Annotated in this window: 16 protein-coding genes; 2 read left to right on the top strand and 14 right to left on the bottom strand. The window is 56.0% G+C overall.

Translation table 11 applies throughout. From position 1 onward, the window contains the following. Positions 1–107 precede the first annotated feature (107 nt). The 10 genes from CDO73_RS02395 to CDO73_RS02350 all read right to left on the bottom strand — a co-directional run bounded on the left by CDO73_RS02395 (position 108) and on the right by CDO73_RS02350 (position 11,134). Entirely contained in the window at positions 108–758 is a 651-nt protein-coding gene (locus CDO73_RS02395) for a response regulator transcription factor (protein WP_088486894.1), read from the bottom strand. A gap of 39 nt (positions 759–797) precedes the next feature. Further along, on the bottom strand, positions 798–2,813 hold the full coding sequence (locus CDO73_RS02390; protein WP_088486893.1) for a PAS domain-containing sensor histidine kinase: 2,016 nt from the start codon (positions 2,811–2,813) through the stop codon (positions 798–800). Positions 2,814–2,854: 41 nt separating this feature from the next. Then, positions 2,855–3,781 (bottom strand): sensor domain-containing diguanylate cyclase, encoded by a 927-nt coding sequence (locus CDO73_RS02385; RefSeq protein WP_179218491.1) that lies wholly within the window; start codon positions 3,779–3,781, stop codon positions 2,855–2,857. 96 nt (positions 3,782–3,877) lie between these two features. Further along, positions 3,878–4,240 (bottom strand): response regulator, encoded by a 363-nt coding sequence (locus CDO73_RS02380; protein WP_088486891.1) that lies wholly within the window; start codon positions 4,238–4,240, stop codon positions 3,878–3,880. Between the two features lie 190 nt (positions 4,241–4,430). Next, entirely contained in the window at positions 4,431–5,270 is an 840-nt protein-coding gene (gene rhaD, locus CDO73_RS02375; protein WP_088486890.1) for a rhamnulose-1-phosphate aldolase, read from the bottom strand. A 248-nt stretch (positions 5,271–5,518) separates the two neighbouring features. After that, on the bottom strand, positions 5,519–6,799 hold the full coding sequence (gene rhaA / locus CDO73_RS02370) for an L-rhamnose isomerase (RefSeq protein WP_088486889.1): 1,281 nt from the start codon (positions 6,797–6,799) through the stop codon (positions 5,519–5,521). Then, entirely contained in the window at positions 6,796–8,274 is a 1,479-nt protein-coding gene (gene rhaB, locus CDO73_RS02365) for a rhamnulokinase (protein ID WP_088486888.1), read from the bottom strand. Before rhaB ends, rhaA begins: the two co-directional genes overlap by 4 nt. A gap of 190 nt (positions 8,275–8,464) precedes the next feature. Next, positions 8,465–9,535, bottom strand: a complete 1,071-nt coding sequence (locus tag CDO73_RS02360; RefSeq protein WP_088487220.1) for an SDR family oxidoreductase — start codon at positions 9,533–9,535, stop codon at positions 8,465–8,467. 318 nt (positions 9,536–9,853) lie between these two features. After that, positions 9,854–10,576 carry a YebC/PmpR family DNA-binding transcriptional regulator gene (locus tag CDO73_RS02355; RefSeq protein ID WP_088486887.1) on the bottom strand — a complete coding sequence of 241 codons (723 nt, stop codon included), beginning with the start codon at positions 10,574–10,576 and terminating at the stop codon, positions 9,854–9,856. 135 nt (positions 10,577–10,711) lie between these two features. Next, positions 10,712–11,134, bottom strand: a complete 423-nt coding sequence (locus CDO73_RS02350; RefSeq protein ID WP_088486886.1) for a hypothetical protein — start codon at positions 11,132–11,134, stop codon at positions 10,712–10,714. A 177-nt stretch (positions 11,135–11,311) separates the two neighbouring features. On the opposite strand from CDO73_RS02350, the gene CDO73_RS02345 reads away from it, so the two are divergent. Next, positions 11,312–12,529, top strand: coding sequence for an MFS transporter (locus CDO73_RS02345; RefSeq protein WP_483880246.1), 1,218 nt, complete (start codon positions 11,312–11,314; stop codon positions 12,527–12,529). 91 nt (positions 12,530–12,620) lie between these two features. Here the strand turns inward: CDO73_RS02345 and CDO73_RS02340 are convergent, their stop codons facing one another. Continuing rightward, the gene (locus CDO73_RS02340) at positions 12,621–13,343 is read right to left on the bottom strand and encodes a general stress protein (protein WP_088486884.1); all 723 of its coding nucleotides are present in this window, start codon (positions 13,341–13,343) and stop codon (positions 12,621–12,623) included. Positions 13,344–13,546: 203 nt separating this feature from the next. Between CDO73_RS02340 and CDO73_RS02335 the strand changes: the two genes are divergently transcribed. Then, positions 13,547–15,208, top strand: coding sequence for a putative bifunctional diguanylate cyclase/phosphodiesterase (locus CDO73_RS02335; RefSeq protein ID WP_088486883.1), 1,662 nt, complete (start codon positions 13,547–13,549; stop codon positions 15,206–15,208). Positions 15,209–15,356: 148 nt separating this feature from the next. On the opposite strand, the gene CDO73_RS26640 is transcribed toward CDO73_RS02335, so the two are convergent. The 3 genes from CDO73_RS26640 to CDO73_RS02325 form a co-directional block, all read right to left on the bottom strand. After that, positions 15,357–15,512, bottom strand: coding sequence for a hypothetical protein (locus tag CDO73_RS26640; protein WP_179218489.1), 156 nt, complete (start codon positions 15,510–15,512; stop codon positions 15,357–15,359). A gap of 86 nt (positions 15,513–15,598) precedes the next feature. Then, positions 15,599–16,234 carry a DNA-3-methyladenine glycosylase I gene (locus CDO73_RS02330; protein WP_088486882.1) on the bottom strand — a complete coding sequence of 212 codons (636 nt, stop codon included), beginning with the start codon at positions 16,232–16,234 and terminating at the stop codon, positions 15,599–15,601. Further along, positions 16,231–18,219, bottom strand: coding sequence for an LTA synthase family protein (locus tag CDO73_RS02325; RefSeq protein ID WP_088486881.1), 1,989 nt, complete (start codon positions 18,217–18,219; stop codon positions 16,231–16,233). Before CDO73_RS02325 ends, CDO73_RS02330 begins: the two co-directional genes overlap by 4 nt. Between the last annotated feature and the right edge of the window lie 25 nt (positions 18,220–18,244).

Genomic DNA, 18,244 nt, shown 5'->3' with positions numbered 1-18,244 from the left:
TTTTGCGCGATTCCGCAACCCGGGAGACCGAGCATTCGGCGTATTTCGGACACGCCAAAAAACCGGATCCTGTGGGGATCCGGTTTGCGGGCAGCGGCCGATCCGCTTCAGACCATCACGTCGTCGAGGATGCCGATATCTTTGGCTTTGCCGGCCGCTTCGATTCTCGATTTGACGCCCAATTTCTGAAAGAGATGGGTCAGCTGATATTCCAAAGAGCGCTGGCTCATGCACATCTGTTCCGCGATCAGGCGGTTGCCTTTGCCTTTGGCGATCTGCCGCAGAATCTCGATATCTCGTTCGAGCAGTGCCGGTCTCGCGGACGGTTGGAGCTCCGCGCGGACTTCCTGCTGATTTTTGCGCATGGCGCGGAACACGTCGAGCGGCAGCACCACTTCTTTGCGGGTCGCGCAGCGGATAGCGCCGACCAGCTGTTCGCGCGTAGCGGTCTTCGGCACATAGCCGGACAGACCGCAGTCGATTAACCGGTTCAAGTGGGGAGCGATATCGAACCCTGTATAGATCAGAATGCACGCATTCGGTATTTCGGCGATCACTTCGGAAGCCAGTTCGATGCCGTTGAAGGGCGGCATGAACAGGTCGAACAGCATCACGTCGAAATGTTCGCGCCGCACCCGTTCAAGCAGACCTTCGAAAGTGTTGAGCGCAGTCACGCGGAATTCGTTTTCCCGTTCCAAAATCAGCTTGGTGCCTTCGGTAACGGCAGGGTGGTCATCGAGTAAAAGTATGTTCAGCATAAAGTCCTCCGTATTCGATAATGGAAACAAGCGCGGCTTCTATACGGCGGCCGGTATCGCGGCGGCATGGATTTTGGGAAGATAGACGTGAATGGACAGCCCCTCTCCGGCGGCCGATTCGATCTGCACGTCTCCTTCCAGACTTCTTACTCTTTCTTTGATTCCGTACAGCCCCATGGAAGACAGCAGATTTTGCAGCTTCGTTTCGGGAATGCCGACGCCGTTATCCTGATAAGTCATCAATACGCCATCCGCATGGTCGGTCAGCGACAAACGGACTTCCGACGCTTCGGAATGCTTGATGGCATTGTTGAGCAGCTCCTGATTGATTCGGTACAGAGCGATCATCTGCTCGTCTTCGAGTTTCGCGGTAAATCCGCTCGAATCGAAAGCGATCCGGTAATCGGCTCGCATCTGGGTCTGATCGTACAGCGCTTCAAGCGCCTGACCGATTCCCCACTCTTTCAGAAAAGGAGGCCTCAGTTCGTGGCAGGTCATTCGGATCTGATGAATCACGTCCAACAGCCCTTCGCAGATGCGTCCGATTTCCGTTTGCGTTTTCTCTTCGACGGCGCGCGAATGCTGGAGCATCTCCAGCTTACGGTACCAGATGATCTGCTCTTGAAGCGCCGCATCGTGCAGATCTTGAGAGAGTCTCCGGCGTTCTTTTTCCGACACGGCATACATCAACCGCAGCAGCCAAGCCGGCGTGCGATGCCTCTGCGACAACGATTCCAGTTCATGGGTCAAGTCTTTGAGTTTGAGCATATTTTCGTAAAAAGAATCCGTGTATCGGGACAATGTCTGAAGCCAGACGCGAATCGGCTTTTTCGCCAATTCGTCGGAACATCCTTCCAGCCAGACCAACTGCGTCATGCCGCGGTGATCTCCGATCATGATAAAAGCGGAAGAATCAAGTTCGAATACCTGACCGACCGGAAGACGAATTCCTCGAAAGTCCCGAAGCCGCTCCAACTGTTCTTCTTCGGGACGATCCCCCTGTCGGCAGGCGAAATGCCGGAATCCCGTCGTTTCCAGAACAGCGACGCGCGCCGGACGAAGAATATTCCGCAATTCCGCGAGCAGCCGCTGCTCCAATTCGGCGGCCTTCATCATATATAGAGCCTCTTCCGAAAAAGCGTCCAGGCTGTGCTGAAGCTTCAGGTACATTTTTTCTCCGTCGAGCAGCGCCTGTTCGGCGTTTTTGCGCAGCGTGATGTCGCGCAGCACGACGATGATCCGGTCCAGTTCTCCGGCTTCGTCAAACTGGGGAGTCGCGTTGCAATCCAGATCGATCATGCGGCCGTCGCTGCGCGGAAATTTCAGTTCGAAGCCGGAAACCGACATCCCTTCGGACAATCGCTCGAACTCTTTCCGGATTCGATCGTTCGCTTCGTCGTCCACGTATTCGGTGACGGGAATTTCGAAAAGATAGTCTCCGCGCCGGTATCCCAACCTTTTTTCGAAAGACGGAGACGCGTAGAGCGGAACCATTCTGCGATCGAGCACGAGAACGATGTCCATGATACTCTCGGCCGCCTGATCGTAAGCCAGTCTTTTACGCTGAAGTTCAAGCTGCAGGTTATGTTTATCGGTGCAGTCGACCGCGGTAACGAACACTCCGCTGATCGTTCCCGAACGGTAAGCGGGACTGTACGTCGCATGCCAATGCGTATGTTCGGGAGACAAAAAAATCGAAAGCTGATCGATCACGCTCGTTTCTCCTGCCGAAGCGCGCGCGAAAGCTTCAGAAACTTCGGCCTTGTACTCCGGAAAAGCGAACGCGAGCAGCGGTTCTCCGATGCACGGCACGCCGGCTTCTTCTACCAATCTCGCCGCGTAAGGATTCAATCCCGTAATCGTTCCGTTCAAATCGACTTCTATGATAGCGTTCCGATGCCGCTCGAACAGGGAATGGTAATATTCGCCCCGCTCCTCTGCTTCTTTGCGCTTTTTTTCGTTTTTTCGCAATTGCAGCTGAATGCCGAAAGCCAGCATAATCGAACAAGCGAAAGCCAGCATCAAAAACAGTTCAAGCCGGAATTCCATGTACATCGTCTCTATCCACTCCCGGCTTTCCGCCGCCCGGCCGCCGCTTAATAAACGAACCCGTGACCCGAGCGGGACTTGACGGAAAGCATTTTGATATCGGCGCGATAAATCAAATCGTTGATGCTGGCGGTCCACGCATCGGAAAGCGCCGCTCCGATGCTGGCCGTCAAAAATTCGCCCGAAGGCAGTCGGATTTTCTGAAGTCCCGCCAAAAGCGCTTGTCCCCGTTCCGCCAGACGGATCGGATGGGTCTCCGGAATCAGCACCACGAACTGATCGCCTTGCAGGCGGACGAGCGCGGCTTCTTCTCCGCAGAACTTGATGATCGTGCGCGCGCATCTGGACAGCAGTCCGTCTCCGTAAGCATGTCCAAACATGCGGTTGATTTCTTTGAATCCCCGCAAATCGACGTACAAAGCCGCCAGCGGAGAACGGGTCACGTCGCGAGAAAGCTGAAGCGTCTCAAGAAATTTTCGATTGAAAGCATCCGTTACCGGATCTTTATAACGTTCGTATTCCACGGACAGGACATGGGAGAGAAGCGCCGCCATCGATTGGAACAGATCCACTTCCTGCGGCGAAAAATGCCTGACTCTTTTGTCGAGCGCGCAGATCGTTCCGAACGCTTCCCCGTTACTCCAACAAAGCGGAACGCCGATGAACGAACTTCGGCCCAGCTGACGAGTGATGCCCAATACCGCGGTCAGCGGATCGCGCTGCGTATCGGGAATGACCGTCGCCGTTCTCCCTCCTGCGCAAACCAGCTTGCAGTAGGTCTGTTCGAAAGGAAGCGAGGCGCCCGCATCGAGCAGCTGATTCTGCTGATCCGCAGCGGCCACAATAAAATTGTCGACTTTGTTGTTAACCGTGATAAACAGCGATTGAACATCGACCGAACGGCGAAGAACTTCCATAACATTTCTGGACATAGCCACGAACGGTTCACGCGACGCAATCTCTTGAATGATCATTTTCGTCTCCTTCATTCTGATATCGGAATCAAACTTCCGCTTTTTAGGTATCGGTTTTAAAATAAGAAAAACTTACTACCGGGGACGGAAAGACGCTCAGGCTCCCAGCAATTTTCGCAATGCTTGTTCGACGCGATCCGGTTGGAACGGTTTGACGATGAAATCGCGCGCTCCAGCTTGAATCGCTTCCACGATCATTCCCTGCTGTCCCATTGCCGAACACATGACGATTCGCACGTTCGGATCGATCTCCTTGATTTTCCGTACCGCCGTAATGCCGTCCATCTCGGGCATCGTAATATCCATGGTCACGATATCCGGCTTCAACCGCTCGTATTCGAGGACGGCTTCGGCTCCGTTCCCCGCTTCCCCTACGACCTCGTACCCCAACTTAACCAAAATCTCTTTCAGCACCATACGCATGAAAGCCGCGTCGTCCACGATCATTACTCTCGTCATTTGCGTTTCCCCCTAGATCTGTCTTCGTCTGCTTTTATTATAGGCCGCAAGCAAAAACGCAGAAACGAAAAAGGAACGGGGTAGTCCGCAAACTTTTTTGCGCGGCTGCGCAAAGCCCGAAAAAAATAAAGAAAAACGCGACAAAAAAACCGCCCGTAGGCGGCTTTGTCGGATCATTCGAGACGGTCGGTTAAACGCTGAGGATGCCGGGGCGCGGCGTCACGCCGAAAGCGGCGGCCAGATCGGTCAATTCTTGTTCGGTGATCCGCTGCTTGATCTCGTGATGAGCGACCAGCATATAGATCTGCGCGGCTTTCTCGATCGTCTCGATCAAGCCGAACGCTTCGTCGATCGACGTGCCGGTACCGAAGATGCCGTGCTGCGGCCAGATCACGGAATGGTATTCTTTCATCTTCTCCGCCGTCGCGCGGCCGATCTCGCTGGAACCCGGAACCATCCAAGGGATGATGCCGATTCCGTCCGGGAATACCACGATGCATTCGGTGCACATTTCCCAGAGCGTCTTGGTGAATTTGGCTTCGTCCAAGTCGTGAATAAACGTCATGGCCAGCACGTTCGTCGCGTGATTATGGATGACGACGCGGTGGTCCGGATCGGCTTTCAAGCGCTCGATATGGCTCATGAAGTGCGAAGGAAGTTCGCTCGTCGGCTTGGCGTCGTTCTCGAGTCCCCAGAGCAGTTCCAGTCTCGTGCCGTCCTTCGTCACGCGCAGCACGCCCAGATTGCCGGCCGGGTCTTGCAGCACGTTCTTGAAGTATTTGCCGGAGCCGGTCACGATAAAATATTTGCCGGCTAATTCGTTGACCGGAAATGCGGGTTCGATCACGCGGATTACGTTATGGATATCGAGATATTTCGCGACTTCGGCTTCGTCGAGGATATAACTGACGTTGCCTCCGTTTCGTTCGTCCCAGCCGTTGCGCCACATATGCTGCGTGATTTCGGCCATTTCGCGGACGAACGGGATTTCCAGGGATTTGGCGACTTTGTCGGGATTTAATGTGCTCATTTTGCGCTCCTTTTGGCACGCTTGGGCGGCGCTGCGGAAAGAAGGAGACTTCGATCGCCGTTGGATTTTGATTTCTGATCTTATTTTTATAAGGTTGAAATCAAAATTCCAAATGCGAGCGCTTCGCTTCTCCGCTTCCTTCTCTCCTTCGCTTGATGCGTGCAATCTCGATTTTTATTTTAGGAAAAAGCAAACGAAGCTTGTCGGCTTCGTCTAAGACCGGCGGTCCGGTCGGCTGGAAGAACCGTTTATTGAAGCACTTCGCTCGGCGTGCCTCGTTTGGACAAAACTTCTTTTTCGTAAGTCTTTACTTGAGCCAGCCAGTCTTCGCGGACCGGGACGCCGGCTTGTTCGCAGAAATAATCCCAGACGGCGCCGAACGGATACGACTTGAATTCTTCGACCAGCGCGAGGCGCGAGGTATAGTCTTTCTCCAGCTCGATCTGTTTGAGCTGCTCGATCGGTTCGAGCATGGCGCGCAGCAGCGCTTTCTGCGTATTGCGGACGCCGATGACCCAAGCGGCGACGTGGTTGATGCTGCCGTCGAAGAAGTCGAGGCCGATATGCGTGCGCGGCAGCAGATCGCCGCGAACGAGCTCGCGAGCGATCTCCAGCAGTTCGTCGTCCATGGTCACGACATGGTCGCTGTCCCAGCGTACCGGACGGCTGACGTGCAGGAGAAGCTGTTCGGTGAACATGAGGATCGAAGACAGTTTGTTCGAGATCACTTCCGTCGGATGGAAATGGCCGGCATCCAGACAGACCGTTTTGCCGCGGCTCATGGCGTAGCCCATGTAGAATTCGTGCGAACCAACGACGTAGCTCTCCGAGCCGATGCCGAACAGCTTGCTTTCGACCGCATCGACGTTATAGCGCTCGTCGATCTTCTCGGCGAAGATCTCGTCGAGCGAATCGCGCAGCCGGGCGCGCGGCGACCAGCGGTCGACCGGCGTGTCTTTGTAGCCGTCCGGCATCCAATGGTTGGTGACGCAAGGCTGCCCCAATTCGCGGCCGAACGTCTCGGCGATGCGGCGGGACGCTTTGCAGTGGTCGATCCAGAACTTGCGGATATCCGGATCGGCGCTGCTGAGCGTAAAGCCGTCTTCGGCTTTCGGATGCGAGAACAGCGTCGGGTTAAAGTCCAAACCGAGGCCGTTCTGCTTGGCCCAATCGATCCAACCCCGGAAATGGCGCGGTTCGAGCCGGTCGAGGTCCACGTTCTCGTCCGTGTCGGCGTAGATGGCATGCAGATTCACCTTATGTTTGCCCGGGATCAGGGACAACGCTTCGTCCAAGTCGGCCCGCAGCTCGCCCGGCGTCGAAGCCCGGCCCGGGTAACTTCCGGTCACGGCGATGCCGCCGCTCAGCGTTTTGTCGCGGAACAAAAAGCCTTTGACGTCGTCGCCCTGCCAGCAGTGCAGAGAGATCTTGATCTCGGACAGCTTATTCAGTACCGCATCCGTGTCTACGCCGTGTTTCGCATATAATTTTTTCGCTTCCAGATATGCATTGCGAGTCGATTCGCTCATTGTAAGGTCTCCTTCAATCGATTGTGGGTGAGGGATTGCCAACGTTCCAAAAGCTCGTTCCGGTCGGCGACCGGATTCGGGAAGCAGACCGCGGGCCGGAAAGACGCCGCGATCGCGCGTCTCGCCGAAGGGAGATCCGGCAGCGCGCCCGCGGCGATCAACTGTACGGCAATATTGCCGATCGCCGTCGCTTCGGACGGTCCGGTGCGGACTTCGATGCCTAACAGATCGGCGGTCAACTGCGAGAGAAGGCGGTTATTGGCTCCGCCGCCGACGATGTGCAGCACTTCGTAACGTCGATCCGTCAGACGTTCCAATTCCCGCATGGCATCCAGATAAGTCAGAGCCAGACTGTCGAAGATGCATCTCGCCAAACGCGCCGGCGTATCCGGCACCGGCTGTCCGCTTTCCCGGCAGAAGGCGCGAATCTCTTCCGTCATGCCGGACGGATTCAGAAAACGGTCGTCGTTGCACGGAACAAGACTTCGGAATCCTTCTTCGCGCTCCGCCAGCTCGGCGAGTTCGGCGAAACTCTGCTCCCCGCCGTGTTCGCGGCGCACTTCTTGGATCATCCAGAGCCCCATGATATTTTTGAGAAAACGGAAAGTTCCGTAAGCGCCCCATTCATTGGTGTAATTGGCTTCGCGCTGCGCCTCTCCGCTGCGCGGTTCGTCCAATTCCGCGCCGAGCAGCGACCAAGTCCCGCTGCTGATATAAGCCCAACTCCGGTCTTCCGCAGCCGGTACGCCGACAACCGCCGACGCCGTGTCGTGGGTAGGCGCGACGACGACCGTGCAATCCGGATATTCGCCGCTGCTCGTAAGCTCGCTCTTCAATCCGCCGAGCAGAGCGCCCGGCCGAGTCAGTTCGGCGAATTGTTCCCGCTTCAGTCCGAGCGCCCGCAGCAGGTCTTCGTCGAAGTCCCGGGTCCGCAAATTCAGCATCTGCGTCGTCGACGCGTTCGTCGCTTCATTAATAAAAAGGCCCGTGAGGCGGTAATACAAATAATCGGGCACGAGCAGAATCCGCTCGGCACGATCCAACTGATCCCGATCATGCACGTACAATTGATACAGCGTATTGAAACTCAGTTCTTGAATGCCGGTCTTGGCGTATACGGCATCGCGGTCGATCTTCTCCCGATGCAGGCGATCCGCCGCCCCGACGGTGCGGGCGTCGCGATAAGCGTAGACGTCGTGAAGCCGTTCTCCTTCTTCGCCTAGCAGCACGTAATCCACGCCCCAAGTATCGATGCCGAGCGTGCACGAATCGATCCCCGCCGCTTTCGCTTTTCGCAGACCGGTCAGAATCTCCGCGAACAACGAATCCATATCCCAATAATCATGCCCTTCGCGTTCCGTAAAAGCGTTACCAAAACGATGAAGCTCGGAGATCTCCAGCTTGCCCTCCGCTAAAGTCGCCGCTACCAAACGCCCGCTGGATGCGCCGATATCGACAGCGATCGCATGTCTCATATTCATTCCTCCGCTGAAGCCATTCTTCTTTGCTTCTTTATCGTACCTGTTTTTTGTTGGTCGGTCAACATATACAGACATTATTTATGTTGTTTTATGTTTGTTTATTCTGTTTTTCAATATAAAAAAGCAGATCCGTTATCGGACCTGCTTCTATTCTTCTTTTATGCTGTTGTTTAAGCTTCGTTTCTCAACGTTTGCGCTTTGCCAGCGTCCAGACCAGCGCGCTCAATCCGGCGACGGCAAGCGTCGAAGCGACCGGATGCTTCGAAGCTTTGACATATAGGCTTCCTCCGCGCACGAACCCTTCGTTGGTTCCGCGCTCGTGCATGCCGTATCCCGGCTCGTACAGCGAACCCGCTTCGCGAGGATGGGACGGCCGCTCGTGCGACTGCTGTCCGCGGAACATGATCCATTCGAACGCCTTGTCGGTCAGGCGAGGAACCAGATTGCCGAACAGCGCGCCGAGACGGGCCTGCGAACCGACGAACATATCGCGCTTCGGATGCTGGGCCGTATGCAGAATGGCTTCGGCCACGGCTTCCGGCGGATAGATCATGCCGCGATGCACGGGCTGTTTGTCCAGATAGCTCTGGGCGTGCTCGTTGTAAGGCGTATCGATTCGTCCGGGATGGATCAGCGTGACGGAAACGGGCGCTTTTTCTTTTTCCAACTCCATCCGCAGATTTTCCGTCCAACCGTGCACGGCGAACTTGGCGGACGAATACGTCGATTGAACCACGACTCCGCGGTCGCCGAAGATGCTGCCGATATTGATCAGCGCCCCCGGCACGCCCCGTTCCTTGAAGTGGCGAACCGCCGCTTTGGAGCCGTAGACGACGCTCCAATAGACGGTATCGAACATGCGCTTCATATCTTGGGTGGTCACTTCCATCGCCTGACCGAAGATCGAGACGCCCGCGTTGTTGACCCAAGTATCGAACGTGCCGAACTGCCGGATCGCCGTCTCGGCCACGCGCTGCACGTCTTCTTCCCTGCCGACGTCGGCCACGACATAAGCGGCGGTCTGCCCTTTCCCTTCCAGTTCGGCGATCAGTTCTTTCAGCGCTTCTTCGTTGCGCGCTACCGCCACGACTCTCGCGCCCGCCGCCGCGGCCATCCGGGCGGTAACCAGTCCGATGCCGCTGGATGCGCCCGTGATGACGATGATCTGTTCGGATAACGGCTTAAGCGTCAGACGCCCGAAAGCGCCGCGTCCCGTTTCGGAAGAAGAATCCGAAGGCGCGGGAATCTGCTGCATGTCGTCGGGAGCAGGGGAAACGGAGACGCCCGGCTTCGCGTCCCCTGCCGATTCGTTCAAAGACATTTCCTCCACCGGTGCGCTCATATTCAAGTTGGGATCCGTGGTTTCGGGTTGTCGAGTATTCATAATATCCTCCTGTCGTAAAAACGATTACTCCTTCTTACCCTTCCTTCTCCCTGCCCAACCCTTTTTCGTTCGGCTTCCGGCTGCATGTCGTTTCGTTCTTCGTCTTCGAAAAAAACGACCGGCTCGTACACGCAAAAAAGACTGCCGAGAATTTCTCGACAGTCTTGGGGGAACGCGAAGGTTCCGGCTTTATTCTTCGTCCGAATCGACGTTATGGTAGACCTGCTGCACGTCTTCCAGATCTTCCAGCGCGTCGATCATCTTGTCGAACTGCTTCTCCGCGTCGCCGTCCAGCGATACGAACGTCTGCGGCAGCATGGTGATCTCCGCTACGGTGAAGTCTTCGATTCCCGCAGCGCGAAGAGCTTCCTGCACGTTGTGGAACTGATCCGGATCGGCATAGACGATGACGGCTTCGTCTTCGGCGACGATGTCGCGCGCGTCCACGTCCGCTTCCATCAGCAGCTCGAGCACTTCCTCTTCGTTCTTGCCTTCGATCCCGATGACGGCCGTCTCGTCGAACATGTAGGCGACCGATCCGCTGACGCCGAGGTTGCCTCCGTTCTTGCTGAACGCGGCGCGTACGTCCGAAGCCGTACGGTTAACGTTGTTCGTCAGCGCGTCCACGATGACCATCGAACCGTTCGGTCCGAAGCCTTCGTAACGAAGCTCCGTATACGTCTCGTCGCCGCTCCCTTTGGCTTTGTCGAGCGCGCGGTCGATGATCGCTTTCGGCACGTTGTAAGTCTTGGCACGTTCCAGTACAACTTTCAAAGCACGGTTCGATTCGGGGTCCGGCTCGCCCTTTTTGGCCGCCACATAAATTTCAACGCCGAATTTGGCGTAAACCCGGCTGGTATTGGCGTCTTTGGAAGCTTTCTTTTCCTTAATGTTATTCCATTTACGACCCATATCTATCCCGCTCGCTTTCCATTTATTGGTTCTGCGCTGAATTTCACACCCACTTATTGTAGCGTGAAAAAGCCACCGGAACAAGTCTCTATCCGTTTTCGAGTCGTCAAGCCGAGACCGGGATTGCCGGCTTCGTCACACGTCGCCGTTCAGCTTGTTGAAAGCCCGCCGAGCATTCTCCAAAAACAGCTCCCGGCGGCGGCGTTCCTCGGCGGGCAGTTGTTCGCGCAAACGATGTTCGGCGTCGCCGATCGCGAGGTGCAAACTTTCTTTGAGCGCTTCGCGTTCGGACTCGTCCAGCAGCCCTTTGAGCTTATCCGAGACGTTAGGCGTATAAGGCATCCGATTGTATTCTTCCGCGCTGACGGTCCTGACGTCCAGATACGTATTTTTCACTTCGATAATGGTGCTCGGATTGCGTACGTTCTTGTCCGTCTCGACCACCACGCATTTGTCGACATGATCCGGATACACATTGATAATCTTCTGCCTGATCCCCAGTATGCCGCAGATCCGACTGAACGGAATCCGATGCACCCTGCTGACTTCGTCCGACATAAGCTTCTCCCCCGTTCCCGCAGTGTTCTGGCTTCAGCATATCATAAAACGTCGAATTTCCTGCTTACTTCTCCGGATCCGTTGACAAAAAGTTCGTTTTACCGATATACTTGTTCAGACAACCATTTTTGAAAATAGACTTTTCTTAATTTTCATCATTTACAGGAGGAAATCGCTTTGAAAAACGAACGATTGTGGAGCCGCGACTTTTTGACGATCAGTTTCAGCAGCTTCTTCATTTTTATCAACTTCTATATCTTGGCGGTGACGCTCCCGGAATACGCAATGTCACATATGGGCGGAAATCCGGACGGAATCGGCTTGGTTACGACCGTTTTCGTTATTGCGGCCGTCATCTTCAGACCGCTTACCGGCAAATGGCTGGACGAGCTCGACCGAAAAAAACTGCTCGTCTTCTCGGTGGTCATGTTTGCCGCGTGCAGCTTCTTCTATCTGTGGGTGCCGACTTATCCGCTTCTGCTGGCGCTTCGGTTCGTGCACGGCATCTCTTTCGGCATCGCGGCCACGACGACTTCCACCGTCGTTCTGGATGTCATTCCGAACGAACGCAAAGGCGAAGGGATCGGCTATTTCACGTTGTTCATGAGTCTTGCCATGGTCTTCGGTCCGTTCATCGGTCTGTCCGTATCTTCGGGCGCGGGCTATACGACTTTGTTCATCCTTATTGCCGTCTTTGCCTTATTGGCCTGCCTGTTCGGCGTGATCACGCCGATTCCGCGGCATGAACGCCGCCCGAGCGAACTCGGGGCTTGGCATATCAAGCGCTTTATCGAATTCCGCGCTATTCCGGTAGCTTCCGCGGGCTTCCTGATCGCTTTCGCTTACGGCGGAATCTCGACCTTCATCTCGGTCTACGCGGATTCGCTCGGCCTCAAAAGCGCGGCCAGCTATTTCTTCGTCGTGTTCGCCGCTACGGTCCTGCTGTCGCGTCCGTTTACCGGCCGCTTGTTCGACCGCAAAGGCGCGCATACGCTTGTCTATCCCGGCATCGCGTTGTTCGCGGTCGGCTTGATCGCGCTCAGCCAAGCCGGATCGGCCGTTTTCTTCCTGTTGACGGCGGCGATTATCGGCCTCGGCTACGGCGCGATCATTCCGAGCTTCCAGACGCTGGCGATCCAATCCGCACCCGCTCATCGCAGCGGTCTTGCGACCGGGACGTATTTCGTGTTCTTCGATCTGGGTTACGGTCTCGGTTCTTATCTGCTCGGCCTTGTCGCTTCGTCCGCCGGTTATTCGGCCATGTACTTGACCGGAGGCGCGGCAGCGGCGATCTCGCTGATCGCTTATTATCTGCTGCATCATCGCTCGGAGCGGCGGCGTCCGGACGACCGGACTTCTTCGGTTCGCGCCGAAACTCCGGAAGCTTCGGCGTAAATCCGGAATTTTGCGGACTCTGCGTTTCGTCGCACAAAAAAAGCGGGAGATGACGATCTCCCGCTTTTTGGCGTATCCGTTATTCGGCTTCTTATTTATCGCCGCCCGTATAAGGCCGATCGTTACGGCCGATGATCAGGTTGGAAGCTTGGCGGGTCGGATCGGTCGTCGCGTTCGGGTCGATATCGTCTTCGCGGTAACGAACCTTATGCTCGCGATGTTCCGAATCGTCCAGCGACTCCGCTTCGTTCACGCCCGCCGGCGGAACCCGTTCATCGACCGGAGCCATGCCGGACGTCCGCGCGGTACCGTCTTCGTCGAAATAAGACGTGTTATTCGCTCCGTTGCGCCGGAAGATCTCGTAGATCTGACTTCGCATCGCTTCGTCCGCGTCCACGAGAACCAATACGTCCCCTTGATGTACCCGTTCGTCGTAGTACTTGGCTTCTTTCTCCGGAATCCCCAGTCCGATAAATCCTCCGGCCAAGCCGCCGACTCCCGCGCCGACCGTGGCTCCCGCGAGTCCGGCCGCGATCGGCCCCGCTGCCAGCAGAGGCCCGATCCCCGGAATGGCCAGAGCGCCCAAGCTGGCGATTACGCCCAAAGTCCCGCCTAACGCGCCGCCCGTCAGCGCTCCGGCCGTCAATCCGCCCTGCGCCTTAGTTCCGGTCTCTTTGCGAATTTCTTCCGCTTCCTGAGTATGTTTGGCGACGATCGAGATATGGTCCCGCTCGTATCCCGCGTCTTGAAGGTCATGAATCGCTTGGACCGCTTGGTGTTCACGTTCGAATGTCGCAGATATTTTCTTGTTCATTCGGAGTTCCTCCTCGCGTTGTCGATTTATGGTTTTTTACCCGATCGGGCATTCCGCCAAACCCGCGAAAATGGGAAGGCAATCCAGATTCTTTAAAATCCCTATCCCCCTTTCTTCTCTTGGCGCTCGGGCGTTCGCATAGTATGATAGGACTATGCGATTTTGGCATTCGCGATCGGAGCGATAAGGAGGACATCTAAGGTATGGAAGACGCGGAACAACAAGAACCGATCTTGGCCCGACTCCTTCGTGCGCTCGAAGATTGTATTTATGTGATGGATTGGGACGGCGAACAGTTTCGCTACCGCTACGTCAACCGTGCAGCCTCGGCACTCAGCCGAATCGGCCCGGAGCACATGGGAATGACTTTCTTCGAAGTTTACGAACACGAGCCGGAAATGGCCAGATATTTGCATCACAAATATATGAGAATCATCGAAGGACGCGAAAGCATCCGCTTCGCGGACGGCACGCTTCTGCCCACCGGCGCGCTCAGCGGCGAAAGCATTCTCTCGCCGATCTTCGGCGAAGAAGGCGAAGCCGGCCCGATCGAGTCCGTCGTCTGCGTGACCCGGGACATGATCACGAACGCGGAACGCGGGCAGCGCCTGCATCATTACGCTTATCACGACGAATTGACCCAATTGTTCAACCGGCGTTTTCTGTACGAATTCATCGCCAAGCCGTTCAGCTTGTTTCTGATCGATCTCGATAATTTCAAAAACATCAACGATGCGCTCGGACACGAAATCGGCGATACGCTGCTGACGGAGGTTGCCGAGCGTTTCAGACAAACTTTCGGTCCGCCTCATATCATCGCCAGACAGGGCGCGGACGAATTCATCCTCGTCTGCGATCAACCGATCACCCGCGCTTCGGACAAAGCCAAGCTCATCCTCGAAGTATTGGACAAACCGTTCCTGCTCGGCGATCGCATGATCCGGGTCAGCGCCAGCATCGGCTTCGCTTCGACTTCCGAACGTACCGAATTGTCCGCGCTGCTGCGTCAAGCGGATATCGCGCTCTATTACGCGAAAAGCAAAGGGCGAAGCCGCTACCACGAATACAACGAATCGATCCGTTACGATCAGGTAGTCAAATTCGATTACGAGATCGCATTGAACCAGTGCATCGAACGCGACGAACTGCTGCTTCATTATCAGCCGATCTTCGACGCTTCGCGCAACCAAGTCGTCGAAGTCGAGGCGCTGCTGCGCTGGAATCTCGGCCACAGCAGACTGGTCTCTCCCGCGGACTTCATCCCTGTCGCCGAAGAGACCGGCTTGATCGTTCCGATCGGCGAATGGGTCATCCGTCAGGCCTGCAAAGATTTCCCCAAGATTCGCGAGCGCTTCGGTCCTGACGTGCGTATCGCCGTCAACATCTCCCGAGCCCAATTCGAAGAAGAGAATTTCGTCGATCGGCTGAACGAGATTATCGCGCACGAAGGACTGACGCCGGCCCAATTCGATCTGGAAGTCACCGAAACGCTGGTCATGCGCAATTTGGACGAGATCTGCGTCATCTTGGAGCAGCTGAGGGCGCAAGGCTATATGGTCTCCTTGGACGACTTCGGAACCGGCTATTCGTCGCTGGGGATTCTCGCCCAGATTCCGATCGACAAGTTCAAGCTCGACCGTTCGTTCATCGTTCAGATGAATCCGGCCGTCATCTCCGCTCTGCTTGCCATGGCGCGGGCGATGAATCTGGACGTTGTCGCGGAAGGCGTCGAAGACGGCGAGCAGTTGATTCAATTGATGAATATGGGCTGTCCCGGCATTCAGGGCTATCTGATCTGCCGCCCGGTCAGCGTCAACGATCTGCCCGGCATCTGGTTTCCCGATATTCAACCGCATCCGGTTTAACAAGCATGCCGATTCGAGAAGAGCGCGTTCCGTCGTTTCAACCCGGAAGCCTCCGTATGCGTCCACGCAAAAAGCTGTGCCGAACCCGCCGAATACGGGTTGGCACAGCTTTTTCTTTTGCCGCATTTGTCAGACCTTGAGCGCAAGCTTATCGAATCAATCCCAGTTGACGCGCTTGTTCCTCCGTCAAGATGAATTGTTCGCTGTCCCAGTAGTCTTTGTCCGCGTCCAGTCCGAACATGTCGATAATCCGGTCCCAGATTTTGCGCTGCATCGCTTCTTCCTGCGTAATCATGATCTTCATCGTCATGCGCTCCTCTCGTTCGCCGCAGATCGCGGCGCTTCTACTGCCCATTACCCGGCGACCGACGGATGCGACGCGCAAGGCAGCTAACCGCGAACGGATTTTTGCGACTCGGATACCGGGCCGCGGCGGAAGCAATCCCGAAGGTGGTCGTCGACCAGGCCCGAGGCTTGCATCAGCGCGTAACAGATCGTGCTGCCTACGAAGCCAAAACCGCGTTTTTTCAAATCTTTGGACAATCGGTCCGATACTTCCGTGCGGGCGGGCACGTCTTCCGGCCGGGTCCGGCTGCCCGCGATCGGTTTGCCGTCCACGAATGCCCAGATATAAGCGTCGAAACTGCCGAATTCCTCCTGCACCTTCAGAAAAGCTTTCGCGTTTCGCACCGTCGATTCGAGCTTCAGGCGATTGCGGACGATGCCCGCGTCGCCCATCAGCTCCCCGATCTTCGCCGCGTCGTATTCCGCCACGATCGAAGGATCGAAACCGTCCAGCACTTCCCGGTAACGTTCGCGCTTTTTGAGCACGGTGTACCAGCTGAGTCCCGCCTGCGCGCCTTCCAACGTCAGCAGCTCGAACCATTTCAAGTCGTCATGGACGGGCACGCCCCATTCTTCGTCATGATAACGGATATAGAGCGGGTCGTCGTTGACCCATCGGCATCTTACCGGCTGCTGCAAATTCCGTTCCCTCCCCGCTGCCGCTTCTTTTTCCGAGCTCATTTCTGTCCGGGTCCGCGCTTCGGCAGTACCTTCACGTAATCGTCGGAGAGCTTCATCAACTGCAAAATATATTCGTAATCTTCGCGGTAAGGTTCGAGATTCGTCACCGGTTCGTGCGTATCCAGATCGATCGCCGTACCGTCGTCGAATCCTTCGCCCGGAATGAACAGTACGCCGTCGCCCACGAACGATCCGGTCGGCAGGTAATAACGAATTCCGACCGCGTTGCGGTCCGTATTGAGCAGATCGCGGCCGAATACGAGATGCTTCTCTTGGTCCAGCGAAATGCCCAGCAGATTCATCAGAGTCGGCACGAAATCCATCTGTCCGCCGGACAGTTCGACTTTCTTGCCTTGTTCGATTCCCGGCACGTGCACGATCAACGGGATATTGAAACGGCTGACGTTCGCGTCATAGGAGATGCCGAGCATCGAAGAAACCCAAGCCGGATCGTTCTCCGCCGTGGACAATCCGCCGTGGTCGCCGTAGACGAGCAGAACGGTATTTTCCCACAGCCCTTTGGCTTTGAGGCCTTCGATCAACTTGCCGAGCGCATAATCCGTATAATGCTGCGCGTTCAGGTAGCTGCCGAGCTGCGTGCCTTGAAGCCGCTCCGGCAGCGCGAACTGCTCGAACTGCTCCGGCACTTCGAACGGCGCGTGGCTGGACGTCGTGACGAACTGCGCGTAGAACGGCGAACCGTCGGCCCGCATCTCGTCGATCTTCTCCAAGCCTACGCGGTACATCTCTTCGTCGGAAGCTCCGAAATTGTTGAAATGATCATTGTCGTAGTTCGGCTTGTCGTAATAATTCTGGAAGCCGAGCGCCGGATAGAGCTGATTGCGATCCCAGAACGTCGCGCTGTTGATCTGGAACGTCGCCGTCTTGTAGCCTTTGTCTTCCAACAAGCGCGGCGAACTCGGAATGATTCGATCTCCGTAACCGGTAGACATGGCGATCTTGCCGGTCGGGTAGATCGACGTATTCGAGATGAACTCGGCGTCCGAGGTATTGCCTTGACCGATCTGCTGGAAAATATGCGGGAAATAGAAACTCTGAGCGGCCAACTTGTTCAGGTTCGGCGTCACTTCGGTTCCGTCGAGTTTATAGTTGATCGGGAAATTCTGGAACGACTCCATCTGTACGACGATCACGTTTTTGCCTTCGGCCGCCCCGAAATACGCAGGAACGGAGGAAGAAGATTTGCCGCCGGAGCTTGAAGCAGCCTTTTGATCGACAAAAGGAAACGACTGCTGCAGCGTCTTCACCTGCGCCGCGATTTCTTCGGGCGTGGTCGACGCGATGAACTCGCGTTCTTGGCGCTTCTCGATCGCCGTGCTGACCTGATAATTGAGGAAACCGACGTTCTCCGCGCGCACGATCTCGTTGCTGATCGCGAGGCCGCGGTTAATCCATACGCCGGACAGCAGCAGACAGACGACGAGCACGACCGATACGACGATGCGGCTCATGCGCGTCGCCGTTTCGTTCCATGAAGCGAAAGGCCGTTCCGACTTCCGGGCGCCGAAATTCAGGCCGCCGCGATTCCCGCGACGTCTCGCGCGCGTCCAGACGAATCGTACCAGCGCGATCAACAGATCGACGAAAAACAAGAAATAGATCGGCTTGATCAATCCGCTGACCACGTTGCCGACTTCGGGCACTTGGCCGAGCGCGGTCAAGACCGCATAAGTCGGAACGGAGCCGAAATACGAATGGTAAACGGCCGCCGCGAAAAAAAGAAACGATAACGGCAGATTGGCGATCCACGCCGCGCGCGTCCGCCAGCGATGCGGAACCAGAAGTTCCAGCAAGCAGGTCAGACCCAGAGCGGTCGACAGATCGATCACGATGCCGCCCGGTTGGAATTCCGAGAAGAAAAACCAGCGCAGCAGCAGCAGCTTCGCGAACAGGATGCAGGCGACGCCGACGAACACGCGATCCGGTCTGCGGCTTATTCCCTGCCTTGCGGTAATCAGATTCATGGTAAACTACCCTCTTTGACTAGAA

The sequence above is a fragment of the Saccharibacillus sp. O23 genome, assembly GCF_002205895.1.
GTDB lineage: Bacteria > Bacillota > Bacilli > Paenibacillales > Paenibacillaceae > Saccharibacillus.
Note: the sequence above shows the minus strand (reverse complement) of the source record. Positions and strands in the feature narration are given on the sequence as shown.

What these genes read in the sequence shown, in the direction of transcription:
- CDO73_RS02330 (WP_088486882.1), bottom strand. Translation starts at nt 16,234, where the DNA reads ATGAGCTCGGAAAAAGAAGCGGCAGCGGGGAGGGAACGGAATTTGCAG.
- rhaD (WP_088486890.1), bottom strand. Translation starts at nt 5,270, where the DNA reads ATGAGCACATTAAATCCCGACAAAGTCGCCAAATCCCTGGAAATCCCG.
- CDO73_RS26640 (WP_179218489.1), bottom strand. Translation starts at nt 15,512, where the DNA reads ATGAAGATCATGATTACGCAGGAAGAAGCGATGCAGCGCAAAATCTGG.
- CDO73_RS02335 (WP_088486883.1), top strand. Translation starts at nt 13,547, where the DNA reads ATGGAAGACGCGGAACAACAAGAACCGATCTTGGCCCGACTCCTTCGT.
- CDO73_RS02340 (WP_088486884.1), bottom strand. Translation starts at nt 13,343, where the DNA reads ATGAACAAGAAAATATCTGCGACATTCGAACGTGAACACCAAGCGGTC.
- CDO73_RS02325 (WP_088486881.1), bottom strand. Translation starts at nt 18,219, where the DNA reads ATGAATCTGATTACCGCAAGGCAGGGAATAAGCCGCAGACCGGATCGC.
- CDO73_RS02395 (WP_088486894.1), bottom strand. Translation starts at nt 758, where the DNA reads ATGCTGAACATACTTTTACTCGATGACCACCCTGCCGTTACCGAAGGC.
- CDO73_RS02355 (WP_088486887.1), bottom strand. Translation starts at nt 10,576, where the DNA reads ATGGGTCGTAAATGGAATAACATTAAGGAAAAGAAAGCTTCCAAAGAC.
- CDO73_RS02390 (WP_088486893.1), bottom strand. Translation starts at nt 2,813, where the DNA reads ATGTACATGGAATTCCGGCTTGAACTGTTTTTGATGCTGGCTTTCGCT.
- CDO73_RS02360 (WP_088487220.1), bottom strand. Translation starts at nt 9,535, where the DNA reads ATGCAGCAGATTCCCGCGCCTTCGGATTCTTCTTCCGAAACGGGACGC.
- CDO73_RS02350 (WP_088486886.1), bottom strand. Translation starts at nt 11,134, where the DNA reads ATGTCGGACGAAGTCAGCAGGGTGCATCGGATTCCGTTCAGTCGGATC.
- rhaA (WP_088486889.1), bottom strand. Translation starts at nt 6,799, where the DNA reads ATGAGCGAATCGACTCGCAATGCATATCTGGAAGCGAAAAAATTATAT.
- CDO73_RS02380 (WP_088486891.1), bottom strand. Translation starts at nt 4,240, where the DNA reads ATGACGAGAGTAATGATCGTGGACGACGCGGCTTTCATGCGTATGGTG.
- CDO73_RS02385 (WP_179218491.1), bottom strand. Translation starts at nt 3,781, where the DNA reads ATGATCATTCAAGAGATTGCGTCGCGTGAACCGTTCGTGGCTATGTCC.
- rhaB (WP_088486888.1), bottom strand. Translation starts at nt 8,274, where the DNA reads ATGAGACATGCGATCGCTGTCGATATCGGCGCATCCAGCGGGCGTTTG.